This is a genomic window from Amycolatopsis sp. NPDC004625 (assembly GCF_040609695.1).
Classification (GTDB): domain Bacteria; phylum Actinomycetota; class Actinomycetes; order Mycobacteriales; family Pseudonocardiaceae; genus Amycolatopsis.
This window is the reverse complement of the sequence record NZ_JBEXKX010000004.1, coordinates 14,113-37,031: the sequence shown is the minus strand read 5'-3', so window position 1 is coordinate 37,031 and position 22,919 is coordinate 14,113. Positions and strand designations below refer to the sequence as shown.

At 71.7% G+C, this 22,919-nt stretch carries 21 protein-coding genes; 11 read left to right on the top strand and 10 right to left on the bottom strand.

Annotation, left to right across the window (positions count from 1 at the left end):
- Positions 1-18: 18 nt before the first annotated feature.
- Positions 19-1,035, bottom strand: a complete 1,017-nt coding sequence (locus ABZW17_RS05565) for an endonuclease/exonuclease/phosphatase family protein (protein WP_354809975.1) — start codon at positions 1,033-1,035, stop codon at positions 19-21.
- Positions 1,036-1,141: 106 nt separating this feature from the next.
- Between ABZW17_RS05565 and ABZW17_RS05560 the strand changes: the two genes are divergently transcribed.
- On the top strand, positions 1,142-2,119 hold the full coding sequence (locus ABZW17_RS05560) for an ATP-binding cassette domain-containing protein (RefSeq protein WP_354809973.1): 978 nt from the start codon (positions 1,142-1,144) through the stop codon (positions 2,117-2,119).
- Positions 2,116-2,922, top strand: coding sequence for an ABC transporter permease (locus ABZW17_RS05555; RefSeq protein ID WP_003096159.1), 807 nt, complete (start codon positions 2,116-2,118; stop codon positions 2,920-2,922). Before ABZW17_RS05560 ends, ABZW17_RS05555 begins: the two co-directional genes overlap by 4 nt.
- 84 nt (positions 2,923-3,006) lie before the next feature.
- Here the strand turns inward: ABZW17_RS05555 and ABZW17_RS05550 are convergent, their stop codons facing one another.
- Positions 3,007-6,168, bottom strand: a complete 3,162-nt coding sequence (locus ABZW17_RS05550) for a BTAD domain-containing putative transcriptional regulator (protein WP_354809971.1) — start codon at positions 6,166-6,168, stop codon at positions 3,007-3,009.
- Between the two features lie 146 nt (positions 6,169-6,314).
- Here ABZW17_RS05550 and ABZW17_RS05545 point away from each other — a divergent pair, with 146 nt between their 5' ends.
- The 3 genes from ABZW17_RS05545 (at position 6,315) to ABZW17_RS05535 (ending at position 8,885) form a co-directional block, all read left to right on the top strand.
- Positions 6,315-7,748 carry a M1 family metallopeptidase gene (locus ABZW17_RS05545; RefSeq protein WP_354809969.1) on the top strand — a complete coding sequence of 478 codons (1,434 nt, stop codon included), beginning with the start codon at positions 6,315-6,317 and terminating at the stop codon, positions 7,746-7,748.
- A 70-nt stretch (positions 7,749-7,818) separates the two neighbouring features.
- A complete protein-coding gene (gene pcp, locus ABZW17_RS05540; protein WP_354809967.1) occupies positions 7,819-8,460 on the top strand; it encodes a pyroglutamyl-peptidase I in 642 nt (213 codons plus the stop codon).
- On the top strand, positions 8,457-8,885 hold the full coding sequence (locus tag ABZW17_RS05535) for a hypothetical protein (RefSeq protein ID WP_354809965.1): 429 nt from the start codon (positions 8,457-8,459) through the stop codon (positions 8,883-8,885). Before pcp ends, ABZW17_RS05535 begins: the two co-directional genes overlap by 4 nt.
- Here ABZW17_RS05535 and ABZW17_RS05530 read toward each other — a convergent pair.
- A complete protein-coding gene (locus ABZW17_RS05530) occupies positions 8,882-9,544 on the bottom strand; it encodes a hypothetical protein (RefSeq protein WP_354809963.1) in 663 nt (220 codons plus the stop codon). The two genes, ABZW17_RS05535 and ABZW17_RS05530, sit on opposite strands and share 4 nt — an antisense overlap.
- Before the next feature lie 160 nt (positions 9,545-9,704).
- Between ABZW17_RS05530 and ABZW17_RS05525 the strand changes: the two genes are divergently transcribed.
- The 3 genes from ABZW17_RS05525 to ABZW17_RS05515 are packed head-to-tail and all read left to right on the top strand — an operon-like array spanning position 9,705 to position 11,617.
- Positions 9,705-10,082, top strand: a complete 378-nt coding sequence (locus ABZW17_RS05525; RefSeq protein WP_354809961.1) for a hypothetical protein — start codon at positions 9,705-9,707, stop codon at positions 10,080-10,082.
- A 4-nt stretch (positions 10,083-10,086) separates the two neighbouring features.
- Positions 10,087-11,148 (top strand): hypothetical protein, encoded by a 1,062-nt coding sequence (locus tag ABZW17_RS05520; protein ID WP_354809959.1) that lies wholly within the window; start codon positions 10,087-10,089, stop codon positions 11,146-11,148.
- Positions 11,141-11,617 carry a YbaB/EbfC family nucleoid-associated protein gene (locus tag ABZW17_RS05515; RefSeq protein ID WP_354809957.1) on the top strand — a complete coding sequence of 159 codons (477 nt, stop codon included), beginning with the start codon at positions 11,141-11,143 and terminating at the stop codon, positions 11,615-11,617. Before ABZW17_RS05520 ends, ABZW17_RS05515 begins: the two co-directional genes overlap by 8 nt.
- 15 nt (positions 11,618-11,632) lie before the next feature.
- On the opposite strand, the gene ABZW17_RS05510 is transcribed toward ABZW17_RS05515, so the two are convergent.
- Entirely contained in the window at positions 11,633-13,324 is a 1,692-nt protein-coding gene (locus ABZW17_RS05510) for an Hsp70 family protein (protein ID WP_354809955.1), read from the bottom strand.
- A 105-nt stretch (positions 13,325-13,429) separates the two neighbouring features.
- Positions 13,430-15,985: an ATP-dependent Clp protease ATP-binding subunit gene (locus ABZW17_RS05505; RefSeq protein ID WP_354809953.1), complete on the bottom strand. Its 2,556-nt coding sequence runs from the start codon at positions 15,983-15,985 to the stop codon at positions 13,430-13,432.
- Positions 15,986-16,346: 361 nt separating this feature from the next.
- Between ABZW17_RS05505 and ABZW17_RS05500 the strand changes: the two genes are divergently transcribed.
- Positions 16,347-17,174, top strand: coding sequence for a (2Fe-2S)-binding protein (locus tag ABZW17_RS05500; RefSeq protein WP_354809951.1), 828 nt, complete (start codon positions 16,347-16,349; stop codon positions 17,172-17,174).
- On the opposite strand, the gene ABZW17_RS05495 is transcribed toward ABZW17_RS05500, so the two are convergent.
- A complete protein-coding gene (locus ABZW17_RS05495; protein WP_354809949.1) occupies positions 17,171-17,740 on the bottom strand; it encodes a TIGR03086 family metal-binding protein in 570 nt (189 codons plus the stop codon). The genes ABZW17_RS05500 and ABZW17_RS05495 overlap by 4 nt on opposite strands.
- Positions 17,741-17,774: 34 nt before the next feature.
- Between ABZW17_RS05495 and ABZW17_RS05490 the strand changes: the two genes are divergently transcribed.
- Complete coding sequence (locus tag ABZW17_RS05490) at positions 17,775-18,638, top strand: helix-turn-helix domain-containing protein (protein ID WP_354810531.1); 864 nt, start codon at positions 17,775-17,777, stop codon at positions 18,636-18,638.
- A gap of 136 nt (positions 18,639-18,774) precedes the next feature.
- Here ABZW17_RS05490 and ABZW17_RS05485 read toward each other — a convergent pair whose 3' ends face one another.
- On the bottom strand, positions 18,775-19,125 hold the full coding sequence (locus ABZW17_RS05485) for an Lsr2 family protein (RefSeq protein ID WP_354809947.1): 351 nt from the start codon (positions 19,123-19,125) through the stop codon (positions 18,775-18,777).
- 146 nt (positions 19,126-19,271) lie between these two features.
- The gene (gene lysS, locus ABZW17_RS05480; RefSeq protein WP_354809945.1) at positions 19,272-20,783 is read right to left on the bottom strand and encodes a lysine--tRNA ligase; all 1,512 of its coding nucleotides are present in this window, start codon (positions 20,781-20,783) and stop codon (positions 19,272-19,274) included.
- A 77-nt stretch (positions 20,784-20,860) separates the two neighbouring features.
- On the opposite strand from lysS, the gene ABZW17_RS05475 reads away from it, so the two are divergent.
- Positions 20,861-21,622, top strand: coding sequence for a class I SAM-dependent methyltransferase (locus ABZW17_RS05475; protein WP_354809943.1), 762 nt, complete (start codon positions 20,861-20,863; stop codon positions 21,620-21,622).
- Positions 21,623-21,631: 9 nt separating this feature from the next.
- Here the strand turns inward: ABZW17_RS05475 and ABZW17_RS05470 are convergent, their stop codons facing one another.
- Together ABZW17_RS05470 and panD are read right to left on the bottom strand one after the other, a co-directional pair.
- Complete coding sequence (locus ABZW17_RS05470; protein WP_354809941.1) at positions 21,632-22,408, bottom strand: type III pantothenate kinase; 777 nt, start codon at positions 22,406-22,408, stop codon at positions 21,632-21,634.
- Positions 22,409-22,413: 5 nt separating this feature from the next.
- A complete protein-coding gene (panD, locus tag ABZW17_RS05465) occupies positions 22,414-22,911 on the bottom strand; it encodes an aspartate 1-decarboxylase (protein ID WP_354809938.1) in 498 nt (165 codons plus the stop codon).
- Between the last annotated feature and the right edge of the window lie 8 nt (positions 22,912-22,919).

Below are 22,919 nucleotides of genomic sequence, written 5' to 3'. Positions count from 1 at the left end.
CCTTATCACTCACGAGGGTCAGGGCAGGCGGACTTCGGCGAACACGGCTCGGTGGTCGCTGCCCGGCACGTCGAACACGCGGTAGTCCTGCACCGCCGCGCGGTTGTCCACCGCCACGTGGTCGATCGTCACCACCGGGAACGACGACGGCCACGTCGGCGCCAGCCCCTCCCCGCGCTCCTCCGCCGCGTCGCGGTAGCCGCGGGACAGGACCGTCCGGTACGCCACGTGGTCCAGCGTCGCGTTGAAGTCGCCGGCCAGGATCCGCAGGCCGTGCTCGCCCGCCGGGCGGGACAGGTCCTTGATCTCGCGCTCCCACTGCGGGGTGTCGACGTCCGGGGAGATCGGGTGGACCGCGACGATCTCCACCACCACGCCGTCGCCCAGGTCGGCCTCGGCGCCCGGCTGCTTGGCCGCCGAGTCGCCGGACAGGTTGACCTCCTTCAGCGGGAAGCGCGACACGATCCCCGAGCCGAACGCGCCCGGCGCCGGGTGCAGCACCCGGTACGGCAGCGTCTCGAACAGCCCGGCCGCGGTCAGCCCGTCGACCACCCGCGGGGTCATCTCGACCAGGTTCAGCACGTCGATCCGCTGCGAGCGCACCAGGTCGACGACGGCCTTCGGGTCCGCCTGGCCGTAGAGCAGGTTCGAGGAGAGGACCCGTAGCGTCTTGCCGTGCAGGTCGCGCTGGTCGCTCGCCGACAGCCGCGGGAGCACCAGGACGGCCAGCGCGACCGCCAGCACGAGCGCGACCCCGCCGGTCCACCACCGCCGCAACGCCAGCGCGAGCCCGCCGAGGAGCAGGCCCGCGGCCGCCGCGTACGGCGTCAACGACAGCGCGACGAGGGTGTACCAGTCGCCGTCGTAGCCGATCAGGCGCAGCGCCGCCAGCACCGCCAACGGCACCACCGGCGCCACCAGCAGGGCCGTGACCAGCGGGTTCTTCCGCCGGGACCGCGTCTCTTCCGCAACCACCATGCTGCCGAGTATGCCGAGACCGGCGGCGCGCGGCCCGGGCGGCGACAACTCCTCCACAAGATCTTCACCAGCGCCTGCCAGCGCCTGCCAGCGAGCTGTGCGCGGCCTGCCAGCGCAGCCGTCCACAGTGACGCTCAGAAGCGACAAGCGAAGGAGGACGCCCATGTCGCACGCAATCCAGGCCGAGGGCCTGGTCAAGACGTTCGGGGAGACGAAGGCGCTCGACGGGGTGGACCTCGAGGTCCCGTTCGGGCAGGTCGTGGGGGTGCTCGGGCCGAACGGCGCGGGCAAGACGACCGCCGTCCGGATCCTGGCGACCCTGATGAAACCGGACGCCGGAAGAGCCACGGTCGGGGGCTACGACGTGGTCGCCGACCCGGTCCGGGTCCGCAGCCTGATCGGGCTGACCGGGCAGTACGCCTCGGTCGACGAAGACCTGAACGGGATCGAGAACCTCGTCCTGATCGGACGGCTGTACGGCTACTCGCGCGCCCAGTCGAAGCTCCGGGCCACCGAGCTGATCGAGCGGTTCGAGCTGACCGGCGCGGCCAAGCGGCCGATCCGGACGTACTCCGGCGGCATGCGGCGGCGGCTCGACCTGGCCGCCAGCCTCGTCGGCCGGCCCGAGGTGCTCTACCTCGACGAGCCGACCACCGGCCTCGACCCGCACGCCCGCAACGAGGTCTGGGACGTCGTCCGCGGCCTGGTCGCCGAGGGCGCCACGGTGCTGCTGACCACGCAGTACCTGGAGGAGGCCGACCAGCTCGCCGACAAGATCACCGTGTTCGACCACGGCCGGGTCGTCGCCGACGGCCGGGCCGACGAGCTCAAGCGCCGCGTCGGCGGGCAGACGTTGCAGGTCCGGCCGACCCAGCTGTCCGACATGGACGCCGTCAACCGGATCCTCGGTGACCTCACCGGCGTCCGGCCGACCCGCGACGACGCGACCGGCCTGCTCACCGCCCCGGTCAACGACCCGGTGCTGCTGTCCACTTTGGTCCGCAAGCTCGACGAAGCCGGGATCACCGCGGACGAGCTGGCGCTGCGGCTGCCCAGCCTCGACGAGGTGTTCCTCGCCCTGACCGGGCACACCGCCCAACCGTCCGTGGAGGACAAGACCCTCGAAGGGAGCCTGGCATGACGACGCTGGCCCTCGACCGCCCGGCCCCGCCGCGGCACATCAGCCCCGGAAAGGGCTTCCAGCACGCGCTTTCGCTGGCGTGGCGCGGCATCCTGAAGATCCGCAAGAACCCCGAGCAGCTCGCCGACGTCACCCTGATGCCGATCATCTTCCTGGTGATGTTCGTGTACCTCTTCGGCGGCGCGCTGTCCGGCTCGACCGACGCCTACCTGCAGATGGTCGTGCCCGGCATCATCGTGATGAACATCCTGCAGGCGTGCCTCACCGTGGGCACGAACCTCAACACCGACGTCACCAAGGGCGTGTTCGACCGGTTCCGCAGCATGCCGATCGCCCGCTCGGCCCCGCTGATCGGGGCGGTGCTCGCCGACGTCGTGCGGTACGTCGTGTGCCTGACGGTGCTGATGGTCGTCGCGACGATCATGGGCTACCGGATCGCGACCAGCCCCGGCGAGTTCGTGGTGGCGATCCTGCTCGCGCTGGCGTTCGGGCTCTGCTTCTGCTGGGGCTCGGTCTTCGTCGGCATGGTGATGAAGTCGCCGGGCGCGGCGCAGGCGCTGATGTTCGTCTTCATCATGCCGCTGACGTTCGGCAGCAACGTGTTCGTGCAGACGTCGACCATGCCCGGCTGGCTGCGGGCGTGGGCGGACATCAGCCCGGTCAGCCTGATGGCGAACGCGCTGCGCGGCCTGATGAACGGCGGCCCGGTGGCCGGCCCGCTGGCCGGCGCGCTGGCCTGGATGGCCGGCGCGGTGATCGTGTTCTTCCCGCTGGCCACCTGGGCCTACCGCCGGCGGGTCTGAGAAGGCGCACCCACGGGGGTGAGTAGCGCCAGGGGAGGTCGTGAGTGGTAAGGCGGGTTAGAACCCGCCTTACCACTCACGACCTTAGCCGAGCTCGGCCAGGAGCCAGGTGATTGTGTCCTTTTTGGACATCGCGCGGCCGGCGTCGTAGCGGGCGTCGTAGTCCGGGAGGGCCGCGCGGAGGTCCTCGATGAGGGCCTGGACCTCGGGACTGCCGAGGTCGAGGCGGCCGCGGATGACGGCGGACGCCGCGAGCACCCGGGCCGCCGTCTCGGGACGGCCCTGCCGCGCGCGGATCATCGCCAGCAGTTCCACCGAGCCCGCCATGTCCGGCATGTCGCCGCGCTGGTTCGTGGCCCGGATCGCGACCGCCGCGTGCGGTTCCGCCTCGTCGACGCGGCCGTTGGCCAGCAGGAGGCGCGCCTCGAACGAGTGGATCCACTCGTCGCCGATGCCGCCGGGGAACCACTCGTCGCCGCCCATCGCGGCGACGCGGTCGAGCAGTTCGCGCGCCTCGGCCAGGCGGCCCGTGCGCAGCAGCAGCTCCAGCCGGCCGAACATCAGGATGGCGCGCTGCTGCGGGTTCGAGATGTCCCGGCCGTAGCGCTCCGCCGCCTCCTGGTCGCGCCAGGCCGCCTCGAAGTCGCCGGTTCGCGCGCGCTCGACGGCCAGCCGCCACCAGTGCTGCACGGCGTCCTCGTGCGACCGCAGCTCCATCGATAGGGCCAGGCCGCGCTGGTAGGTCTCGATGGCCTTCGCGCTGTGGCCGTCTTGGGACAGCGCGTACGCCTTGAAGCTCAGCGTCATCGCGATGCCCCAGCGGTCGCCGACCGCCTCGAACCCGGCGTGGGCCAGGTCGCGGGCCCGGTCCGCGCCCTCGACGTCACCGGCGTCGTCGAGCAGGAAGCTGTCCACCCAGTACGCGCCGGCCCGGGTCCACGGGTCCGGGTGCTGCTCGGCCCGGCTCACCTCGCGGACGGCGACGTCGCGATCGCCGCCGAGGAACGCCAGCATCGGCAGCGCCACCGCGAGCCCGGGGTAGCGGTCCACCGCGCCGGTGCGCACGCAGTCGTCGACCAGCCGCAGGATCTCGGCCTGGTCCGACCGCACCGGGATCGCGTCCATCAGGTAGATCAGCGCCCGGTAGGCGGCGTTGACCTGGGCGGGCAGCCGGTCGCCGAACGCGAGGGTGTCCCGGATCAGGCTGCCCACCCGGCCGCCCTGGCCGAGGATCGTGAGGTACCAGAACATCCCGTCCAGCAGCGCGACCGCGTTGTCCACATCGGACATCTCGATCGCGCCGCGCAGCGCGGCGATCATGTTCGCGCTCTCGGCCTCGAACATGTCGATCGCCGCCAGCTGCGCGGCGGTGCGCAGCGTCGGCTCCAGCCGCTGGGCGAACTCGGCGTAGTAGGCCGCCATCACCCGGCGCGTCCGGTCGTGCTCGCCCGATTCCACCAGCCGCTCGGTGGCGTACGCGCGCAGCGTTTCGAGCATCCGGTACCGCGGCTCGCCGTGGCCGCCGTCGATCGTGTCCACTATGGACTTCTCGACCAGGCTGCCGAGCACGTAGGGCACGTCGGCGGCGGGCAGCAGGTCGTCCGCGCAGACGGCTTCGATCGCGGCCGCCTCGGCGCCGCCGGTGAACACCGCGAGCCGCCGGGCCAGCACCAGCTCGGCCTCGGCCAGCAGGTCCCAGCTCCACTCGACGACCGCACGCAGCGTCCGCTGCCGCGGCAGCGCCGTGCGGCTGCCCGAGGTGAGCAGCCGGAAGCGGTCGCCGAGCCGGGCGGCGATCTGGGCCACCGTCATCGACCGCAACCGCGCCGCGGCCAGCTCCAGCGCCAGCGGCATCCCGTCGAGCCGCCGGCAGATTTCGCCGACCTGGTCCACAGTGGACTCATCCAGCACGAAGTCCGGCCGGACGGCGGCCGCCCGGTCGAGGAACAGCCGCGTCGAGTCGAGCTCGGCGGCCTCCGCGGGCGCGGCGCGTTCCGCGGGCACCGGCAGCGGGCCGAGCGGGCACAACGCCTCCCCGGTGATCGCCAGCGGCTCACGGCTGGTCGCCAGGATCCGCAGCTTCGGCGCCCGCTGCAGCAGTTCGTCGGCCAGCCGGGCGGCGGCGTCGACGACGTGCTCGCAGTTGTCCAGTACCAGCAGCGCTTCCGCGCCGCCGAGCACCTCGACGGCCTGTTCCACCGGTTCCGGCTGGCGGCGGTTGATCTCGGTCTCGGCGCGGATCTCCCGCACCTCGAGCGCGCCCAGCAGCGCGGCGGGGACGTCGTCGGGGTCGCGGACGCCGGCCAGCGCGGCGAACCAGACGCGGCCCTGCTGGTGCGCCGGGTGCCGTGACGCCGCTTCGGTGGCCAGGCGCGTCTTGCCCGCCCCGCCGGGCCCGGCCAGGGTGACCAGCCGGGCCGAACCGAGCAGCTCGGCCAGCAGCTTGAGCTCGTCGTCGCGGCCGATGAACGTGGTCAGCCGGGTCGGCAGCCGATCGGTCACCGGCGACGGCGGCGCGAACTCGCCGCGCAGCGCGGCGACGTGGATCTCCTGTAGCTCGGCCGAAGGGTCGACGCCGAGCTGGTCGGCCAGCGTGCGGCGGATCCCGGCGTAGACACCCAGGGCTTCCGACTGCCGCCCGGCGACGCACAGCGCGCGGATCCGCAGGCCGGCGAGCCGTTCGCGCAGCGGGTCGGCCTCGGCCGCCGTGGCCAGGTCGGCCAGGACGGCGGCGTGGTCGCCCAGCCGGATCAGGGCCTCGAACCGGTCCTCCGCCGCCTCGGCCCGCAACTCGGTCAGCCGCCGGGCCGGCGCCGGCGCGAAGGGCGCGTCGAGGACGTCGGCGAGCGCGGCGCCCTGCCACAGCGACAGGGCCTCGGTGAGCAGGTCGGCGGCGTGGGCGTCACGGCCGGCGGCCAGCTCGCGGCGGCCGTCGGCGGCCAGGCGTTCGAACCGCTCGGCGTCGACGTCACCGGCCGCCACCGCGAGCCGGTAGCCGCCCGGCCCGGATTCGACCGCCACCGGCAGGGCTTTGCGCAGCCGGGACACCAGCGACTGCAGGGCGTTGGCCGCGTCGGCCGGCGGTTCGGCCCCCCAGAGCCCGTCGACCAGCGCGTCGGCCGGGACCGCGCGCCCGGCGTCCAGGGCGAGCCTGGCCAGGAGCATGCGGAGGCGGGCGCCGCCGATGTCGATCGGCGTGCCGTCGTCTTCCGCCGCCCGCAGCGGGCCCAGCAGCGCAACGCGCATGTGTCCAGCTTTCCAGACGTCGGCCCGGCGCTGGGGCGGGCCGACGGAAGTGCTGATTATCCGGACAAATGCGACGTGATCGGCCGTGTCACCCGTGGGTGGCGATACGTTGCGGGCGAGGTCCACCGACACGGACAGGAGCGTTCATGAGGGGACAGAAACCGGTCGTGGTGGCGGCCGCCGTGGTCGCCAGTCTCTGCCTCGGCGCCGGCGTCGCCGCGGCGGGCGACGGCTGGGGCGCACCGAAGCCGGGCAGCGACGGCGCGGGCGACAGCTACTACCCGCAGGACGGCAACGGCGGCTACGACGTCGCCGACTACAACCTCAAGGTGGGCTACGACCCGGCGTCGCACCAGCTCACCGGCACCCAGGACATCACCGCGCGGGCGACGCAGTCGCTCAGCTCCTTCGACCTGGACCTGCGCGGCCTGACCGTCGACTCGGTGAAGGTCGACGGCCGGGACGCGAAGTTCGCCCGCACCGGCGACCACGAGCTGGTCATCACGCCGTCGCGCGCGCTGTGGCGGGGCCAGGACTTCAGGGTCAGGATCGCCTACCACGGCGTGCCCGCGCCGATCAGCGATCCGTCGCTGGGCAACAACGGCTGGCAGTACGCCAAGGCGGGTGGCGCGTTCGTCGCCGGCGAGCCGAGGTCGGCCACCACCTGGTACCCGGTCAACGACACCCCGCTCGACAAGGCCACCTTCCACCTGGCGATCACCGTGCCCGACGAGTGGGGCGTGATCGCCAACGGCCGCGAGCGCGGCTCGTTCAAGGCGCCGGGCGGCACCACGCACGTGTGGGCCGAGGAAACGCCGATCGTGCCGTACATGACGACGGTCGCGATCGACAAGTGGACCTTCGACCGGCAGCAGCGCAAGGACGGCACCCCGATCGTCAGCGCGTTCGCCCCGGGCACCGCGGATTCGGCCAAGCAGGCCGAGGGGCGGCTGCCGGAGATCCTCGACTTCCTCGAGTCGAAGTTCGGCAGGTACCCGATCGACGCGGCCGGCGGCATCTTCCTCAACGAGGAGATCGGCTTCTCGCTGGAGACGATGAGCCGCCCGATCTACTCCGCGGGCTGGGCCGGCACGGTCCCGACGATCGTGCACGAGAACGCCCACCAGTGGTACGGCGACTCGGTGGCGGTCGCGCACTGGCGCGACGTCTGCCTCAACGAGTGCTTCGCCTCCTACGCCGAGTGGCTGTGGGACGAGGCGAAGGAGGGCGTCGACCTGAACAAGCAGTACGCCGACGACGTCAAGAAGGCGTCCACGCGGTTCTGGGACGGCAAGCTCTACGACATGGGCCAGGGCAACGAGTTCACGTACGTGTACTCGAAGGGCCCGCTGATGCTGCACGCGCTGCGCAACTACGTCGGGCAGCCGGCGTTCGACTTCGTGCTCAAGACGTGGCCGTCGCTGCACCGCGGCGGGAACGCGAGCATGCAGGAGTTCCAGCGGTACACCGAGTTCGTCGCGCACCGGAGCCTCAAGGGCTTCTTCGACGCGTGGGTGTACGGCACCGGCAAGCCCGCCGACCAGTACCTGTTCCCGGGCGGTCTCAAGCCGGCCGCCTGATCGCGCTCGTCGTCGAGGCCACCCTGCGCGGACGTAGGGTGGCCTCGACGCTTTCGCCTCGGGAGGGTGCATGACCAGGGTGCTGATGACGGGGTTCGCGCCGTTCGGCGGCGAGCCGGTGAACCCGTCGTGGCAGGCGGTTTCGCGGGTGGCCGCGCGCCGGGACGACGTCGCGGCGGTGGAGCTGCCCTGCGAGTTCGGGGCGTCGCTGCCGGCGCTGCGGCGGGCGCTTTCGGACCACCGGCCCTCGCTGGTGGTCTGCGCGGGCCAGGCGGGCGGACGCGCCGACGTGACGCCGGAGCGGGTCGCGATCAACCTCGTCGACGCCCGCATCCCGGACAACGCGGGCGCGCAGCCGGTGGACGCCCCGGTGGTCCCGGACGGCCCGGCGGCCTACTTCACGACGCTGCCGGTGAAGGCGTGCGTGGCGGCGATCCGCGCGGCGGGCGTGCCGGCGTCGGTGTCCCACACGGCCGGGACGTACGTCTGCAACCAGGTGTTCTACGGCCTGATGCACCTGCTGGCCACGGAGTTCCCGGGCGTGCGCGGCGGGTTCGTGCACGTCCCGTTCAGCCCGGAGCAGGTCGCGGCGTCGGGCAAGGCGGCGCCGTCACTGGGCGTGGACCGGATCGCGGACGCGCTGGAAGTGCTGGCGGACACGGCGTTGCGGGTGACCACGGACCTGGCGGTCAGCGCGGGTGTGGAGCATTGAGCAGGGACCGCTGGGCGAGACCCGCGGCGATCCTGACCGCCGGTGTCACGGCGCTGGCGACCGGCGCGGTCATCGGCGCGGTCGCGCACGCGGTCACCACGCACATGAACCAGGTCTGCGCGGCCGACGAGGCGGTCAACGCCGAAAGCATGTGCCGGCTGGGGACCGTCTTCTGGGTTCCGGCGCTCGTCGTGGGGTCGTCGCTGTTCGCCGGCCTCCTGACCTGGCCGGTGCTGGCCGTGGCCAGCATCGGGCCGCGGCGCCGGGTGCTCACCGGCGCGTTCCTGCTGCCGGCCGTCCTCGTCGAGCCGTACGGCGCCGTCGCGTCGGTCCACGCGCCGCCGGTCCTGGTCACCGCGCTCGCGTTCGGGGCCGTGCAGGCGTGGATCGCCTTCGCCGGCGGGGCGCGGCTGACCCGGACCTAACCGCCGCGGCCGGTGAGCTCGACGAACGCCGCCGGGCCCGGGACGTTGTGGTGCACCGTCAGATCCGCCACCCGGTCGCCGCTCCAGGCCGGGGTGAAGCTCACCAGCAGCGTGCACCGGCGGCCCGGCTCGACGTCGTGGCCGACGCAGCCGCTCGCGTCCACCGCGAAGTCCGTGCTGTCCACCTCGATGCCGCTGACCCGCAGCGCGCTCGCCCCCACGCTGCGGACCGCCACCGCGCAGGTCGCCGTCGTGTGCACCGGGGTCGTGCCGCAGGTGACCGACTCCGGGACGATGACCCGGGCTTCGGGGGCCGCCGCCGGTACGCCGGGGAACGTCGCCGGGCGGCCGCGGACGAGGTCGAGCACCGTCACACCGGTCACCGTCAGCACCAGCGCGCCCGCCGCCAGCAGCACGATCGCGATCGCCTTGATCCCGCGGGCGCTGCCGTCCTTGGCCGTGAACCCGCCGGCCGCCAGCACCGTCACCACCAGCGTCGAAATCAGCGTCGCGCTCGGTCCGGCCCCGATCGCGGCCGGCACGAGCGTGCCGAGCAGCGACGCCCCGACGGTGACCGCGAAACCCGTCCAGGAGAAGCGTTCCGCCTCGCGCAACCGGCGCCGGACGGTCGGCGCGCGCGGCTTGGTGAGTGTGCTCATGCAGGTAGGAGCGCCGGACCCCACCGCCACGGACGACATTCGCCCGTTCGGCGGTACAGCGGGCCGCTCGTGATCTGTGGCACACCACCCGCAAATCCCCCTGGCGGGCGATCGAACGGTGTTTACATGGCCGGAACGCGCAGCCAAGAAGAGGTGAGTGATGATCGGATTCGAGACCGACCTGCAGGACCTGCGGGACTCGGCCGGAGCCCTCCAGGACGCGGCCGACGCCGCGGGGACCGCGTCGAACGGCCTGCGCGGTACCGACGTCCCCGTCGCCGCCGGCGGCGGCCTCTTCGGCGGCCTCGCCGGGATGTTCCCCGCGGCCAACGCGTTCGGCCGCTCGCTGGGCATGCCGGCCGTCGCCGCCGCCTACGACAACCACCTGGCGAAGATCCAGAAGCTCGTCGCGCAGCTGCACCAGACGACCGCCGACACGAGCCACGCGCTGATGCGCGTCGCGGAACTGTACGAGCAGGCCGACGAGGACTCGAAGCGGCACGTCAACCGCGCGGCCGCGGGCCTGGAAGGGAACTGAGGACGTGGACGGCTACTTCGACACCGGCCTCGACGCCCAGCCCGTGTCCAGCGGCGACGACCGCCGCGCCGAACTCCTCGAAGGCGTCTCCGACGACCTGAAGGACGGCGCGAACGACGCGCTGGACGCCATCGACGTCCTCCGGACGACCGACTTCATCCTGTTCGGCTTCGACGACTCCAACGAGAACGTCCGGAAGATGCAGGACGAGATCGCCGGCATCTACCGCGAGTTCTCCGACGCCGACATCGCCCACGAGTCGGCCGACGGCCTGCAGCACCTGATCATGCGGCACGACGCCACCTGGAAGGCGCTGCAGCGGGACTCGAAGCCGAAGCTCGACGACACCCGGCAGTTCCTCACCGAGTGGCGGGGCTCGGCCGCGAACGCGGTCAAGGCCTACCTCAACGAGCTCGCGGACGCCTTCACCCAGGTCGAATCCAAGATCACCGTGCTGGAGAGCGACCTGGTCGCCGCGCGCGAGGCCATCGCGTCCGCCCGGCAGGACCTGAGCAACCTCGGCACCACGTTCCTGCAGACCGCGCAGGACTACCAGAAGGAACAGTCCCGCAAGCGCGAAGCGGCGTTGTCGAAGGTGCTGGCGGCGACGTTCGCCGGCGCGGTCGCCGGGCTGCTCGCGGTGGCCAGCGCCGGCGTCGCGGCCCCGGCGGGCGCGGCGATCTTCACCGCGGCCAACGGGGCGTTGGTCGCTGGGAACGCCGCCGGCGGAGCGATCAGCGCGGCGGTGGCGAACCAGGCGGAGATCACCGGCGACAACGCGTTCGACCTCTACCAGAGCTTCGTCGACAGCGCGGGCAAGATCCGCGACGCCGCCGCCGACGCGGCCCAGACGCTGGCGAACCGCATCGACGACGAGGCCGCCGACCTGCCGAAGATCCCCGACTCGCCGGACGTCAGCCCCGGTTCGAGCTTCGACCCGTCGAACTTCGAGACCGACCACACCTCGCGCCGGACCGAGCAGAACGTCCGCGACCGGAACGTCGACATCGCTCCCGACGGCCGGGTTTCGCAGGACAGCGGCCACCTGGGGCGGCTGGATGGCTGACCGTCCGGCCAAACCGGACCGCGAAGCCCTGCTGGCCGAGCTCGACGCGTTGTCGGCGACGGCGACGTCCGCCGACGGCGCGGTTTCGCTGTCGGTCAACACCGACGGCGTGCTGACCCGGCTGCGGCTCACCGACGCCGTCTCGGGGATGTCGCCGTCGGAGATCGCGGACGCCGTCCTGCGCACGTACGTCGAGGCCCAGCGGGAATCGGCGAAGCGGACCGGGCAGCTGCTGGCGCCGCTGGGCAGCGGCGGCTACCTGATGGACCGGCTGCACTGGCGGGTGCGGTTCGAGCCGGAACCGGTGCCGGCCGCCGCGCCCGCGGTGCCGGCCGCCGCGCCGGCCGAGCCGGACGGCAAGGTGCTCAAGGACCGGTCTTCGGACGCGCCGGCCGCCGAGCCGCCGTCCGGCCCGGTGGCGGACGACGACTGGTACGCCGGCGGGATGCGGTTCGACAAAGCTTGGTGAGCCGGGCCTGGTGGGTCAGGCCGGCTTGAGCTGCCCGGTGAAGACGGCGAGGAGGTCCTCGACGCGCTCGGCGTCCTGCGAGACGTAGAGCCCGGCCGCCCGGCGGTCGTCCGCGCCGAACAGCACGATCCCGGCGACCGTGCCCATCCCGGCCAGGTACCGGCCGTGCAGCCCGCCCCCGTCCCAGCTGCCGCGCGCGAGGCCCTTGGTGTCCGCCTGCAGCTTCACCTTCGCCTCTATTTCGTCGGTGGTCACGCCCTGGTAGTAGCTGACCGCACCGCCGGTGACCGAGCACGTGACCGCCACCTGGGCGTCCATCAGCTTGCCGATGGCGTCGGTGGCGTGGCAGGTCCCCCGGTCCGGGACGGCGCCGGCCAGAGCGCGCAGGCAGGGCGTGAACCCGGCCTGGTCGCGCTGCCCCGTCGTCGTGCAGTCCACTGTGGACTGCGCGGAGTCGCTCCCGGTCGCCACGAGGACGACCGTCAGCGCGACCGCGACGACCACGAGCACCGCCAAGCCGATGAGCCACGGCTTGCGCGAGCGGCGGACGGGCGCCGGCTGCTGGTGCGGCGGGACCTGCTGCCACGGCTGCGGCCGCGGCGGCACGGCGGGCGGGCGGACCGGCGCGAAGGCGGGCACGGTGAGGTCGGTGTCGCCCAGCGGCACGTGGTGGAGGCCGAACGCGACGGCCGTCTCGGGCTGGTCCTGCGTGGTCGGCGTGACGCCGAGCTGCCGTTCGAGCAGGGTGGCCAGCAACGGCATCCGGCTCGGCCCGCCGACAAGGTAGACGCCGCCGAGCTGCGCGGGCGTGCGGCCGGCGCGGCGGATCGTCGCGGCGAGCAGTTCGGCGCTGCGCAGCAGGCTGGGCCGCACGAGCGCTTCGAGCTCGTCCCGGGTGACGAGGACGTCCCCGAACGGCTCGGGCATCGGCACGTGGGTCTGCGCGTGCCGGGAGAGGCTTTCCTTGGCGTCGCGGACGTCCTGCAGCAACGCCCGGCGCGTCCGCCGGTCGGCGGTGGTCTGCGGCCGCAGCAGGCGTTGCCACTGCGCCGGATCGGCGTGCGACACCGACCGGCCGATGTGGACGAGCAGCGCCTGGTCGATGTCGAGGCTGCCGAGGTCCGGCAGCCCGTCCTCGGCGAGCACGGTGAAACCCTGCTGCGTGACGCCGACGACGGCGCAGTCGAAGGTGCCGGCCCCGAGGTCGTAGACGCCGATGGGGCCCCCGGTCCGGCTCCCGAGGCTGGCGTAGTGCGCGGCGGCGGCCACCGGCTCGGGGATCAGCCGGACGTCGGCCAGCCCGGCCTTCGCGGCGGCGTCCCGGAGGACGTCCTGCCGGTCGGCCCCCCAGCCGGCGGGGTGCGAGATCCGGGTCTGCGCGGGCGGGTGACCGAGCTGCCGTCCGGCCTCCTCCCCGATCCGGCGCAGCACGGCGGCGAAGGCGTCGGCGATCCCGACCTTCGTGCCGCCGAGGTCGAGGGTGCCCTCGTCGATGCGCCGCTTGGGGTTGGGTTCGAACCGGCTGGGATCGAGCCGCGCCCGCCGTTCGGCGTCCTGCCCGGCGACGAGCAGGCCGTCGTCGTCGGCGAACACGGCGGAGGGCATGGTGGCGGACCCGTCCACCTCGACGGCCCGCGGCCCGCGCCCGGCGGCGGCGAGGACGCCGACCGTGCCGGAAGTCCCGAAGTCGATCGCCAGCACGTCCACGCGGATTCCCCTCCCAAGGTCCGCGGGCATCGTCTCATGCGCCCGGAAAGCCGAAGGGCGGCTCCCCACCCGGGGAACCGCCCTCCTGCCGCACCTACGTGACGATCACTCGCCTTCGGCTTCGCCCTGCTCCTCGTGACCCGCGCCGATGCTGACCGGCGGGGCGTCCGGGATGGACGACGGACGGCGCTCGCCGCGGAACGTGAACCGCGCCTGGTCGTCCTTGTCCTCCGGGTTGCCGCTCCAGCCTTCGACGTCGACCAGGATGATCTGGCCCGGCTCGACCTCGCCGAACAGGATCTTCTCCGACAGCTGGTCCTCGATCTCGCGCTGGATCGTGCGGCGCAGCGGCCGCGCGCCCAGCACCGGGTCGAAGCCGCGCTTGGCCAGCAGCGACTTCGCCTTCGCCGTGAGCTCCAGCTCCATGTCCTTGGCCTTGAGCTGGGTCTCGACCCGGCCGATCATCAGGTCGACCATCATGATGATCTGTTCCTGCGTCAGCTGGTGGAACACGATGATGTCATCGATCCGGTTCAGGAACTCCGGGCGGAAATGCTTCTTCATTTCCTCGTTGACCTTCTGCTTCATCTTCTCGTACCGGGTGCCGGTGTCGTTGGACCCGGCGAACCCGAGCGAGACGGACTTCGAGATGTCCGACGTGCCCAGGTTGGACGTGAAGATGAGGACCGTGTTCTTGAAGTCGACCGTGCGACCCTGACCGTCGGTCAGGCGGCCGTCCTCCAGCACCTGCAGGAGCGTGTTGTAGATCTCCTGGTGCGCCTTCTCGATCTCGTCGAACAGGACCACCGAGAACGGCTTGCGACGCACCTTCTCCGTCAGCTGGCCGCCCTCTTCGTAGCCCACGTAGCCCGGAGGGGCACCGAAGAGCCGCGAAGCGGTGTAGCGGTCGTGGAACTCGCCCATGTCGATCTGGATGAGCGCGTCGTCCTCGCCGAACAGGAACGCCGCCAGTGCCTTCGACAGCTCCGTCTTACCCACACCGGACGGGCCGGCGAAGATGAACGAGCCCGACGGGCGCTTCGGGTCCTTCAGACCGGCACGCGTACGGCGGATCGCCTGCGAGACGGCCTTGACCGCGTCCTCCTGGCCGATGATGCGCTTGTGGAGCTCTTCCTCCATGCGCAGCAGCCGGGTGGTCTCCTCCTCGGTCAGCTTGAACACCGGGATGCCGGTCCAGTTGGCCAGCACCTCCGCGATCTGCTCGTCGTCGACCTCGGCGACGACGTCGAGGTCGCCGTCCTTCCACTGCTTCTCCCGCTCGCCCTTCTGGCCGAGGAGGGTCTTCTCCTCGTCACGCAGGCGGGCGGCCCGCTCGAAGTCCTGCGCGTCGATCGCGGACTCCTTGTCGCGGCGGACGTTCGCGATCTTCTCGTCGAACTCGCGCAGGTCCGGCGGGGCGGTCATCCGGCGGATGCGCATCCGGGCGCCGGCCTCGTCGATCAGGTCGATCGCCTTGTCCGGGAGGAACCGGTCGTTGATGTACCGGTCCGCCAGGGTCGCGGCGGCGACCAGCGCCGAGTCGGTGATCGAGACGCGGTGGTGCGCCTCGTACCGGTCGCGCAGGCCCTTGAGGATCTCGATGGTGTGCTCCAGCGACGGCTCGCCGACCTGGATCGGCTGGAACCGGCGCTCGAGGGCGGCGTCCTTCTCGATGTACTTGCGGTACTCCTCGAGGGTGGTCGCGCCGATCGTCTGCAGCTCACCGCGGGCGAGCATCGGCTTCAGGATCGAAGCCGCGTCGATCGCACCCTCGGCGGCACCCGCCCCGACCAGCGTGTGCAGCTCGTCGATGAACAGGATGATGTCGCCGCGGGTCTTGATCTCCTTGAGCACCTTCTTCAGGCGCTCTTCGAAGTCACCGCGGTAGCGGGAGCCGGCGACCAGGGAGCCCAGGTCCAGCGTGTAGAGCTGCTTGTCCTTGAGCGTCTCGGGCACCTCGCCCTTGACGATGCTCTGCGCAAGGCCCTCGACGACGGCGGTCTTGCCGACGCCGGGCTCGCCGATGAGCACCGGGTTGTTCTTGGTCCGGCGGGACAGCACCTGCATGACCCGCTCGATCTCCTTGCCGCGCCCGATGACCGGGTCGAGCTTGCCCTCGCGGGCGAGCACGGTCATGTTGCGGCCGAACTGGTCCAGGACCAGGGACGACGACGGGGTGCCCTCACCGCGGCCGGAACCGGTTTCGGTGGACTCCTTGCCGCCCTGGTAGCCCGAGAGCAGCTGCAGCACCTGCTGGCGGACCCGGTTGAGGTCCGCTCCCAGCTTGACCAGGACCTGCGCGGCGACGCCCTCGCCCTCGCGGATCAGGCCGAGCAGGATGTGCTCGGTGCCGATGTAGTTGTGGCCGAGCTGCAGCGCTTCGCGCAGCGACAGCTCCAGCACCTTCTTGGCGCGCGGCGTGAACGGGATGTGCCCGCTCGGCGCCTGCTGGCCCTGGCCGATGATCTCTTCGACCTGCTGGCGCACGCCCTCCAGGGCGATGCCCAGCGACTCCAGCGCCTTGGCGGCGACACCCTCACCCTCGTGGATCAGACCCAGGAGGATGTGCTCGGTGCCGATGTAGTTGTGGTTGAGCATCCTGGCCTCTTCTTGAGCCAGGACGACCACCCGCCTCGCGCGGTCGGTGAACCTCTCAAACATGTGCACTCCCTCGACTGCTGCGCCGGCGGCCCGTTTCCATCGTGCTTTCACCGCGATGGATTCAGCACCGTGAGACCACTCTAGTAGCCAAGTCGTCGCGCTGGCGTACCACTACGGCTCCCGGCGGTCGTTTCCGCACCCGGACGTGGCATCTCCCGGGTTGTTCCATCATCAGGTTGCCCTGCACCTTTACGTCAAGCCCAACGTGCGGAGCGCCATCCGGATTCCGCCATCCGCGCGGTGTCCGCTCACCGCGAACAGTCCGCAAGCTGGGAGTGCCCCACCCGATTGGCGCAGCTCCTCGAAGCCTGTAAGGTTAGGCACGCCTAATCCACTACGGCGCTTACGAGGAGGGCCGCGGTTGAACCAGCAGCGGTCCTTCCGTGACGCACGCGAGGTCGGCGACGGCCTCGCGTCGTCGTTGCGGCGGGTTTCGGGCCGTCAGGGCCGCAGTGAGCTGCGCCGCGACGTCCCGGCGGGCTGGATCCGCTGTTCGGAGCTGCTGGAGACGCCGTCGTACTTCGACGAGTGGCGCGGCCTGCTGGGCGACTGGCTCCTGCGCGAGCACTCGTCGGCACCGGACCGCACGACGGCCAGCTGGGTGATGACGTGGTACCTGCACGTACCGGCGTACGTCGGCGCGCTGCTGCTGCACCACGAGCGCCGGGTGCCGTCGCTCAAGCCCTCGGAGCTGGCGTTCCGCCTCGCGGACGACCGCCCCCACCCGGACGGCATGGCGGTACTGGGTGACGCGTTCCACTGTCTCCCGACGGACCCGGGCTCGGCCCGCCCGGAGGCCACGGTGGTCCGCGACGAACGAGCGCTGGCGGCGGTGCTCCGAGCCCGCTACCTGGCGCACGCGGCGCAGTTCGTACGGGCGTACGCACCCCTGAGCAGACTCGGCCGCCGGACGCTGTGGGCGGCGGCGACGGACGCACTGGAGAACTCGCTGTGGTGGGCCGGCCTGCAGGGCGGCACGGCCGAGGCGGAGGGCGCAGGCGTGGCGGACGCGGCCCTGGTGCTGGACGAGCGCTACCCACCGCTGACGTCGGCGTCGACGCTGCGGCTGGCGGAAGGACCGGACGGGCACCGGACGTGGACGAGACGGCGCGAGAGCTGCTGCTTTTCGTACCTGCTGCCGTCGTCCGACGAGTGCGACGGCTGCCCGCGCACCTGCCCGCGCGCTTAGGGCGTCCACCCCGGATCCCGCCCAGCGGCACCCAGCGCCCGCGCCAGCGGCGGCGCATCCCCCGCCACCGCCACCGCCGGCCCGTACACCCCCATCGACCGGGCCTGCTCGCCCATCGCCACCGCCGACTCGTACACCGCCGTCGCCGCCGCCGGGTCGCATTCGAACTCCCGGCCGCTCGCGCGGGCCAGGTCCCAGCCGTGCAGGACGAACTCGCCCAGGACCATGGCGCCCACCACCGCCGCCGGCAGCGGCGCCGTGCCCAGCGCGGTGGTGCCCGTCCAGGCCGACGGCGTCCCGAAGACGTCCACCAGCGTCTCCGTCTGCTTCTCCAGGGCCGCGCGCCAGTCGCCGGTCACCAGGGCCGCCTCGGCCTCGCCGGCGGCCGGCGACGGCGGGTCCTCGCGCCGTCCCGCCGCGACGAGCCACGGGCCCCAGTACAAGAGGTGGTTGAGCAGCCCGCGCACGTCGTAGCCGGCGCACGGCGTCGGGGCGGTCAGGTCGGGCACCGCGCACGCGATCCGGAGGAATCCGGCCGCGGCCGGGCGCACCAGCGAAGCAGTCATGCCGGTGATCCAACCCCCGGGCGCCGCGGGCGTCTTGAAGGAACGCGACAGCTACCGTGGGCGCGTGGGCGGACACCGGATCCCGCGCGGCATCGTGGCCGAGGCCACCGCGCGCACGATGTTCACCCTGACCCGGCACCCGCCCGCGCCCGAACTGGCCGAATTCGTCGACTACCACTGGATCCTGCGCTGGGACCGCACCGGCAAACCGCCGTACGAACAACGCGTGCTGCCGAACCTCGCGGTCCACGCGACGTTCTTCCCCGGCGCCTCCGGCGTCCACGGCCCCGCCCGTGACGTCTTTTCGCACCGGCTGGCCGGCCGCGTCCAGGGCCTGGGTGTGCGATTCCGCCCGGGTTGCTTCCGCGCGTTCCTCGGCGGCCCGGTGCGTGACATCGCCGACCGCGCTGTCCCGCTCGCCGATGTTTTCGGACCGGCGGCGGTACGGGCCGCGGAATCGGTGCGGTCGGCGCGCGACGACGTGGAAATGACCACTGCGGTCGACAACTTGCTGATCGCAAATCCCGTGCGGCTCTCCCCCGCCGCGCGGGAGGCGGCGGAGGCGGTGGAACAAATCGCGCGCGATCCGGGAATTACCCGGGTGGCGCAACTCTGCGCGGATACTGGACTAACCACCCGCGCTGTCCAGCGTATGTTCGCCGAACACGTCGGCTGCCCGCCCAAGTGGGCGATCCGGATATACCGCCTCAATGACGCAGCGCAGCGGATCGTCACGGAAGGACAACCCGATTACGCCGGTCTGGCGGTTCGACTGGGCTATAGCGACCAATCACACTTCATCCGCGATTTCCGGACCGTGACCGGGCAGTCGCCGGCCGAGTACGTCCGAACGGCCCGCGAGGACACCGGCCGGGAACCGGACAGCGATCGGACATGACAAAGCCGCCGGGTGCGAATTCACCCGGCGGCCACCACTGGAAACCCCCGCGTCCCCAGAATTCACCACGCCCGGGCGCGGGAAACGGCTGGTCAGCGACCTGCCGTCAACCCGTGCGGAGCGGCGTGCCCGGTCTTCAGTTCTTCTGGTGGTAAGCCTCGACGACCTCGGAGGGGATGCGGCCGCGATCGGAAACCGCGTATCCGTTCTTGCGCGCCCACGAGCGGATGGCCTGGTTCTGCTCGCGGTCGACCGCCGCGGGACGGGCCGAACCCTTACCCGCGACCGGGCGCACCGAAGCACGCTTGCGACCACCCGCGCGACGCGCGTGCTCGACATACTGGGCGAGGGCGTCCCGCAGCTCCTCGGCGTTTTCCGAGGAGAGATCGATCTGGTAGCTGACGCCGTCCAAACCGAACTCGACGGTCTCTTCCGCCTCACTGCCGTCGAGGTCGTCGACCAGCGAGACGAGCACCTTCTGTGCCATCCGTTTCCTCCTGCGGGGCTTACTCAATGATCTGGGTTACGGGGCAAGCCCCGGGACAGAAGACTTTGTCCAGAACATTAGTACCCGCTTCCGCAGTGCAGCGCAAATCTCATATCCATAACCCGGCCGCTATGCACACGGCCGGGTTATTCGGGACGCACCAGCGGGAAGAGGATCGTCTCCCGGATACCGAGACCGGTCAGCGCCATGAGCAGCCGGTCGATACCCATTCCGACACCACCGCTCGGCGGCATTCCGTACTCGAGGGCGCGGAGGAAATCCTCGTCGAGCCGCATGGCTTCGCTATCGCCGGCCGCGGCCAGCCGGGACTGTTCGGTGAGGCGTTCCCGTTCGACGACCGGATCGACCAGCTCCGAGTATCCGGTGGCGAGTTCGAAACCGCGCACGTAGAGGTCCCACTTCTCCGCCACGCCGGCCCGGGAGCGGTGCTGCCGGGTCAATGGGGACGTCTCCAGCGGAAAATCACGGACAAACGTCGGGGCGTGCAGGTGATCTCCGACGAGGTGTTCCCACAGTTCCTCGACGAGCTTGCCGTGGCCCAGCTTCGGATCCACTTCCAGGCCCCTGGCCTGCGCGAATCCGAGCAGTTTGGCGGCCGGCGTCTCCGGCGTCACCTCTTCGCCGAGGGAATCGGACAACGACTCGTACATTCCGAGTGTGGTCCATTCGCCGGAGAGGTCGTACTCCGAACCGTCGGGCAGGGTGACGACCTGGGTGTCCAGCACCGCCTGCGCGGCCTCCTGGATCAGCTCCCGCGTCATCACCGCGTTCGTGTCGTAGGTCGCGTAGGCCTCGTAGTACTCGAGCATCGCGAACTCGGGCGAATGCGACGAGTCGCTGCCCTCGTTGCGGAAGTTGCGGTTGATCTCGAAGACCTTCTCGATGCCGCCGACGACGCAGCGCTTGAGGTAGAGCTCCGGCGCGATCCGCAGGAACAGCTCCAGGTCGAACGCGTTGGAATGCGTGACGAACGGGCGGGCCGCGGCGCCGCCGTGCAGCGTCTGCAGCATCGGCGTCTCGACCTCGGTGAACCCGCGGCGGTGGAACGACTCCCGCAGCGACCGCACCACGCCGGCGCGCGTGCGCACGACGTCCCGCGCGCGCGGGCGCATGATGAGGTCGACGTAGCGCTGGCGGATCCGCGTTTCCTCGGCCAGCTCCTTGTGCGCGGTCGGCAGCGGGCGCAGCGCCTTCGACGTGATGCGCCAGGCGTCGGCCATGACCGAAAGCTCGCCGCGCTTGGACGTGATGACCTCGCCCTGCACGAACACGTGGTCGCCGAGGTCGACGTCGGACTTCCAGGCCGCCAGCGCGTCTTCGCCGACCTTCGCCAGGCTGATCATCGCCTGCAGCTCCGTGCCGTCGCCCTCGCGGAGGCTCGCGAAGCACAGCTTGCCCGTGTTGCGCAGGAACATGACCCGGCCGGTGACGCCGACGACCTCGCCGGTGGCGGTGTCGGTGGGCAGCCCGGCGTGCGCCGCGCGCACCTCGGCGAGCGTGTGCGTACGGGGTACCTCGACCGGGTAGGGATCGATCCCCTCGGCGAGGATCCGGTCGCGCTTCTCCCGGCGCACCCGCATCTGCTCGGGCAGTTCGTCTTCGGCGGGCTCGCTGGTGGAAGCGGGGTTTTCGGTCATGGCCCATAGGGTACGAACCCGGGCGCGCGCTACGCCAACCGGATTACCTTTCCTTTCCGTCGATTAACCTGGGGTTCGTGAGTGATCCCACACCCGAGCACCGTGCCCGGCGGGCCGCCTCGTTCGGCGCCCGCGCGGCCGAATACGCGCAGCACCGGCCCGGCTACCCCCGCGAAGCGATCGAGTGGGGCCTTTCCGGGGTGGCAGGCACCGCGCGCCGGGTGCTCGACCTCGGCGCCGGAACCGGCAAACTGACCCTCGGCCTCGCCGAACTGGGCCTCGACGTCACCGCGGTCGAACCGGACCCGGAAATGCGCGCGGAACTGGAGCGGGCGGTGCCGTCGGCGACGTCGCTGGCGGGCCGGGCGGAACGGATCCCGCTGCCGGACGGCGGCCTCGACGCGGTGTTCATCGGCCAGGCGTTCCACTGGTTCGACGTGCCGGAAGCGCTGACGGAGATCGCCCGCGTGCTGCGCCCGGGCGGCGTGTGCGTGCCGGTGTGGAACTACGAGGACGAATCGGTGCCGTGGGTCGCCGAGTTCACCGAACTCGGCCGCGACGGCGCCCGCCGCCCGGCGAGCGTCGAAGATTTGCGCCACGTGACGCACCCGGCGTTCGAGTCTTTCGAATCCGAACGGTTTCGCCACACGCAACGGCGCACGGCGGAGAGCCTGCTGGAAACGATCGCGACGTATTCGGTGGTGATCGTCTCGGCGCCGGCGGAGTCGGCGGCGCTGCTGGCCCGGCTCCGGCGGTTCCTGGCCGCGAATCCGGCGACGGCGAACGGCGAGTTCGACCTGCCGCTGGTGACGACGGCGTTGCGCGCGCGGCGCCGCTGAGCGTTCCCCTCAGGACCGGATGTTGCGCTCGTACACCAGCCGCAGCCCGAGCAACGTCAGCTCCGGCACGTGGTCGGTGATCGTCTCCGACTCGCTGATCACCAGCGGGGCCAGGCCGCCGGTGGCCAGCACCGCCACCGGTTCCGTCCCGCCCGGCGCCAGCTCGCGGACGATCCGGCGGACCAGCCCGTCCACCTGGCCCGCGAAACCGTACAGAATCCCGGACTGCAGGCACTCCACCGTGTTCTTGCCGATCACCGACCGCGGCGGGACCAGCTCGACCTTCCGCAGCGCCGCCGCGCGCAACGCCAGCGCGTCCACCGAAATCTCGATGCCCGGGGCGAACGCGCCGCCCAGGAACTCGCCGCGGGCGGAGATCGCGTCCACGTTCGTCGACGTGCCGAAGTCGACCACCACGCACGCCGTGCTGTGGAGGTGGTGCGCGGCCAGCGTGTTCACCAGCCGGTCCGCGCCCACCTCCCGCGGGTTGTCCACCAGCAGCGCCACCCCCGTGCGCACGCCCGGCTCCACCACGATCTTCGGCACGTCCGCGTAGTACCGGGCCAGCATCACGCGCAGTTCGCGCAGCACCGCCGGCACCGTCGACAACGCGCTGATCCCGGTCACCGCGTCCGCGTGCGGGCCGAGCAGGCCGCGGACCGTCAACGCCAGCTCGTCGGCCGTGATGCGCGCGTCCGTGCGCATCCGCCAGTCGCCGGCCAGCACGTCGCCGGACCACAGCCCCAGGACGATGTTCGTGTTGCCGACGTCGACGGTGAGCAGCAAGCGGGTCAGCTTTCCGCGTGCAGCAGCGCGTCGAGGCGGCGGGCGTCCGCCGTCTCGGCCACCGGGAAGATCGCCGTCTCCTCGTCCGGCGGCAGCGTCACCGTGCCGGACAGCAGGCCCGATCCCTCCGGCGCGTGCCCCGGGTCGCTGTGCCGGTGGACGATCCGGTTGTCCTCGTCGACGAACACCACGCGCGGCTGGTACGCCGCCGCCTCGGCGTCGTCCATCTGGCCGTACGAGATGAGGATGACCAGGTCGCCCGGGTGCACCAGGTGCGCCGCGGCACCGTTGATGCCGAGCACCCCGCTGCCGCGTTCCCCCCTGATGACGTAGGTCTCCAGCCGCGCCCCGTTGGTGACGTCCACAATGGACACCTGCTCGCCCGGCAGCAGGTCCGCGGCCTCCATCAGGTCCTCGTCGACCGTCACCGAACCGACGTAGTGCAGGTCGGCCTGGGTCACGGTGACCCGGTGGATCTTCGACTTGAGCATCGTGCGGTACATCGTGGACT

Bases quoted from the DNA above. Each gene is read 5' to 3' on its own strand.
- panD (WP_354809938.1), bottom strand. From the start codon at position 22,911: ATGTACCGCACGATGCTCAAGTCGAAGATCCACCGGGTCACCGTGACC.
- ABZW17_RS05525 (WP_354809961.1), top strand. From the start codon at position 9,705: ATGATCGGATTCGAGACCGACCTGCAGGACCTGCGGGACTCGGCCGGA.
- ABZW17_RS05495 (WP_354809949.1), bottom strand. From the start codon at position 17,740: ATGACTGCTTCGCTGGTGCGCCCGGCCGCGGCCGGATTCCTCCGGATC.
- pcp (WP_354809967.1), top strand. From the start codon at position 7,819: ATGACCAGGGTGCTGATGACGGGGTTCGCGCCGTTCGGCGGCGAGCCG.
- ABZW17_RS05560 (WP_354809973.1), top strand. From the start codon at position 1,142: ATGTCGCACGCAATCCAGGCCGAGGGCCTGGTCAAGACGTTCGGGGAG.
- ABZW17_RS05555 (WP_003096159.1), top strand. From the start codon at position 2,116: ATGACGACGCTGGCCCTCGACCGCCCGGCCCCGCCGCGGCACATCAGC.
- ABZW17_RS05505 (WP_354809953.1), bottom strand. From the start codon at position 15,985: ATGTTTGAGAGGTTCACCGACCGCGCGAGGCGGGTGGTCGTCCTGGCT.
- ABZW17_RS05550 (WP_354809971.1), bottom strand. From the start codon at position 6,168: ATGCGCGTTGCGCTGCTGGGCCCGCTGCGGGCGGCGGAAGACGACGGC.
- ABZW17_RS05515 (WP_354809957.1), top strand. From the start codon at position 11,141: ATGGCTGACCGTCCGGCCAAACCGGACCGCGAAGCCCTGCTGGCCGAG.
- ABZW17_RS05485 (WP_354809947.1), bottom strand. From the start codon at position 19,125: ATGGCACAGAAGGTGCTCGTCTCGCTGGTCGACGACCTCGACGGCAGT.
- lysS (WP_354809945.1), bottom strand. From the start codon at position 20,783: ATGACCGAAAACCCCGCTTCCACCAGCGAGCCCGCCGAAGACGAACTG.
- ABZW17_RS05545 (WP_354809969.1), top strand. From the start codon at position 6,315: ATGAGGGGACAGAAACCGGTCGTGGTGGCGGCCGCCGTGGTCGCCAGT.
- ABZW17_RS05530 (WP_354809963.1), bottom strand. From the start codon at position 9,544: ATGAGCACACTCACCAAGCCGCGCGCGCCGACCGTCCGGCGCCGGTTG.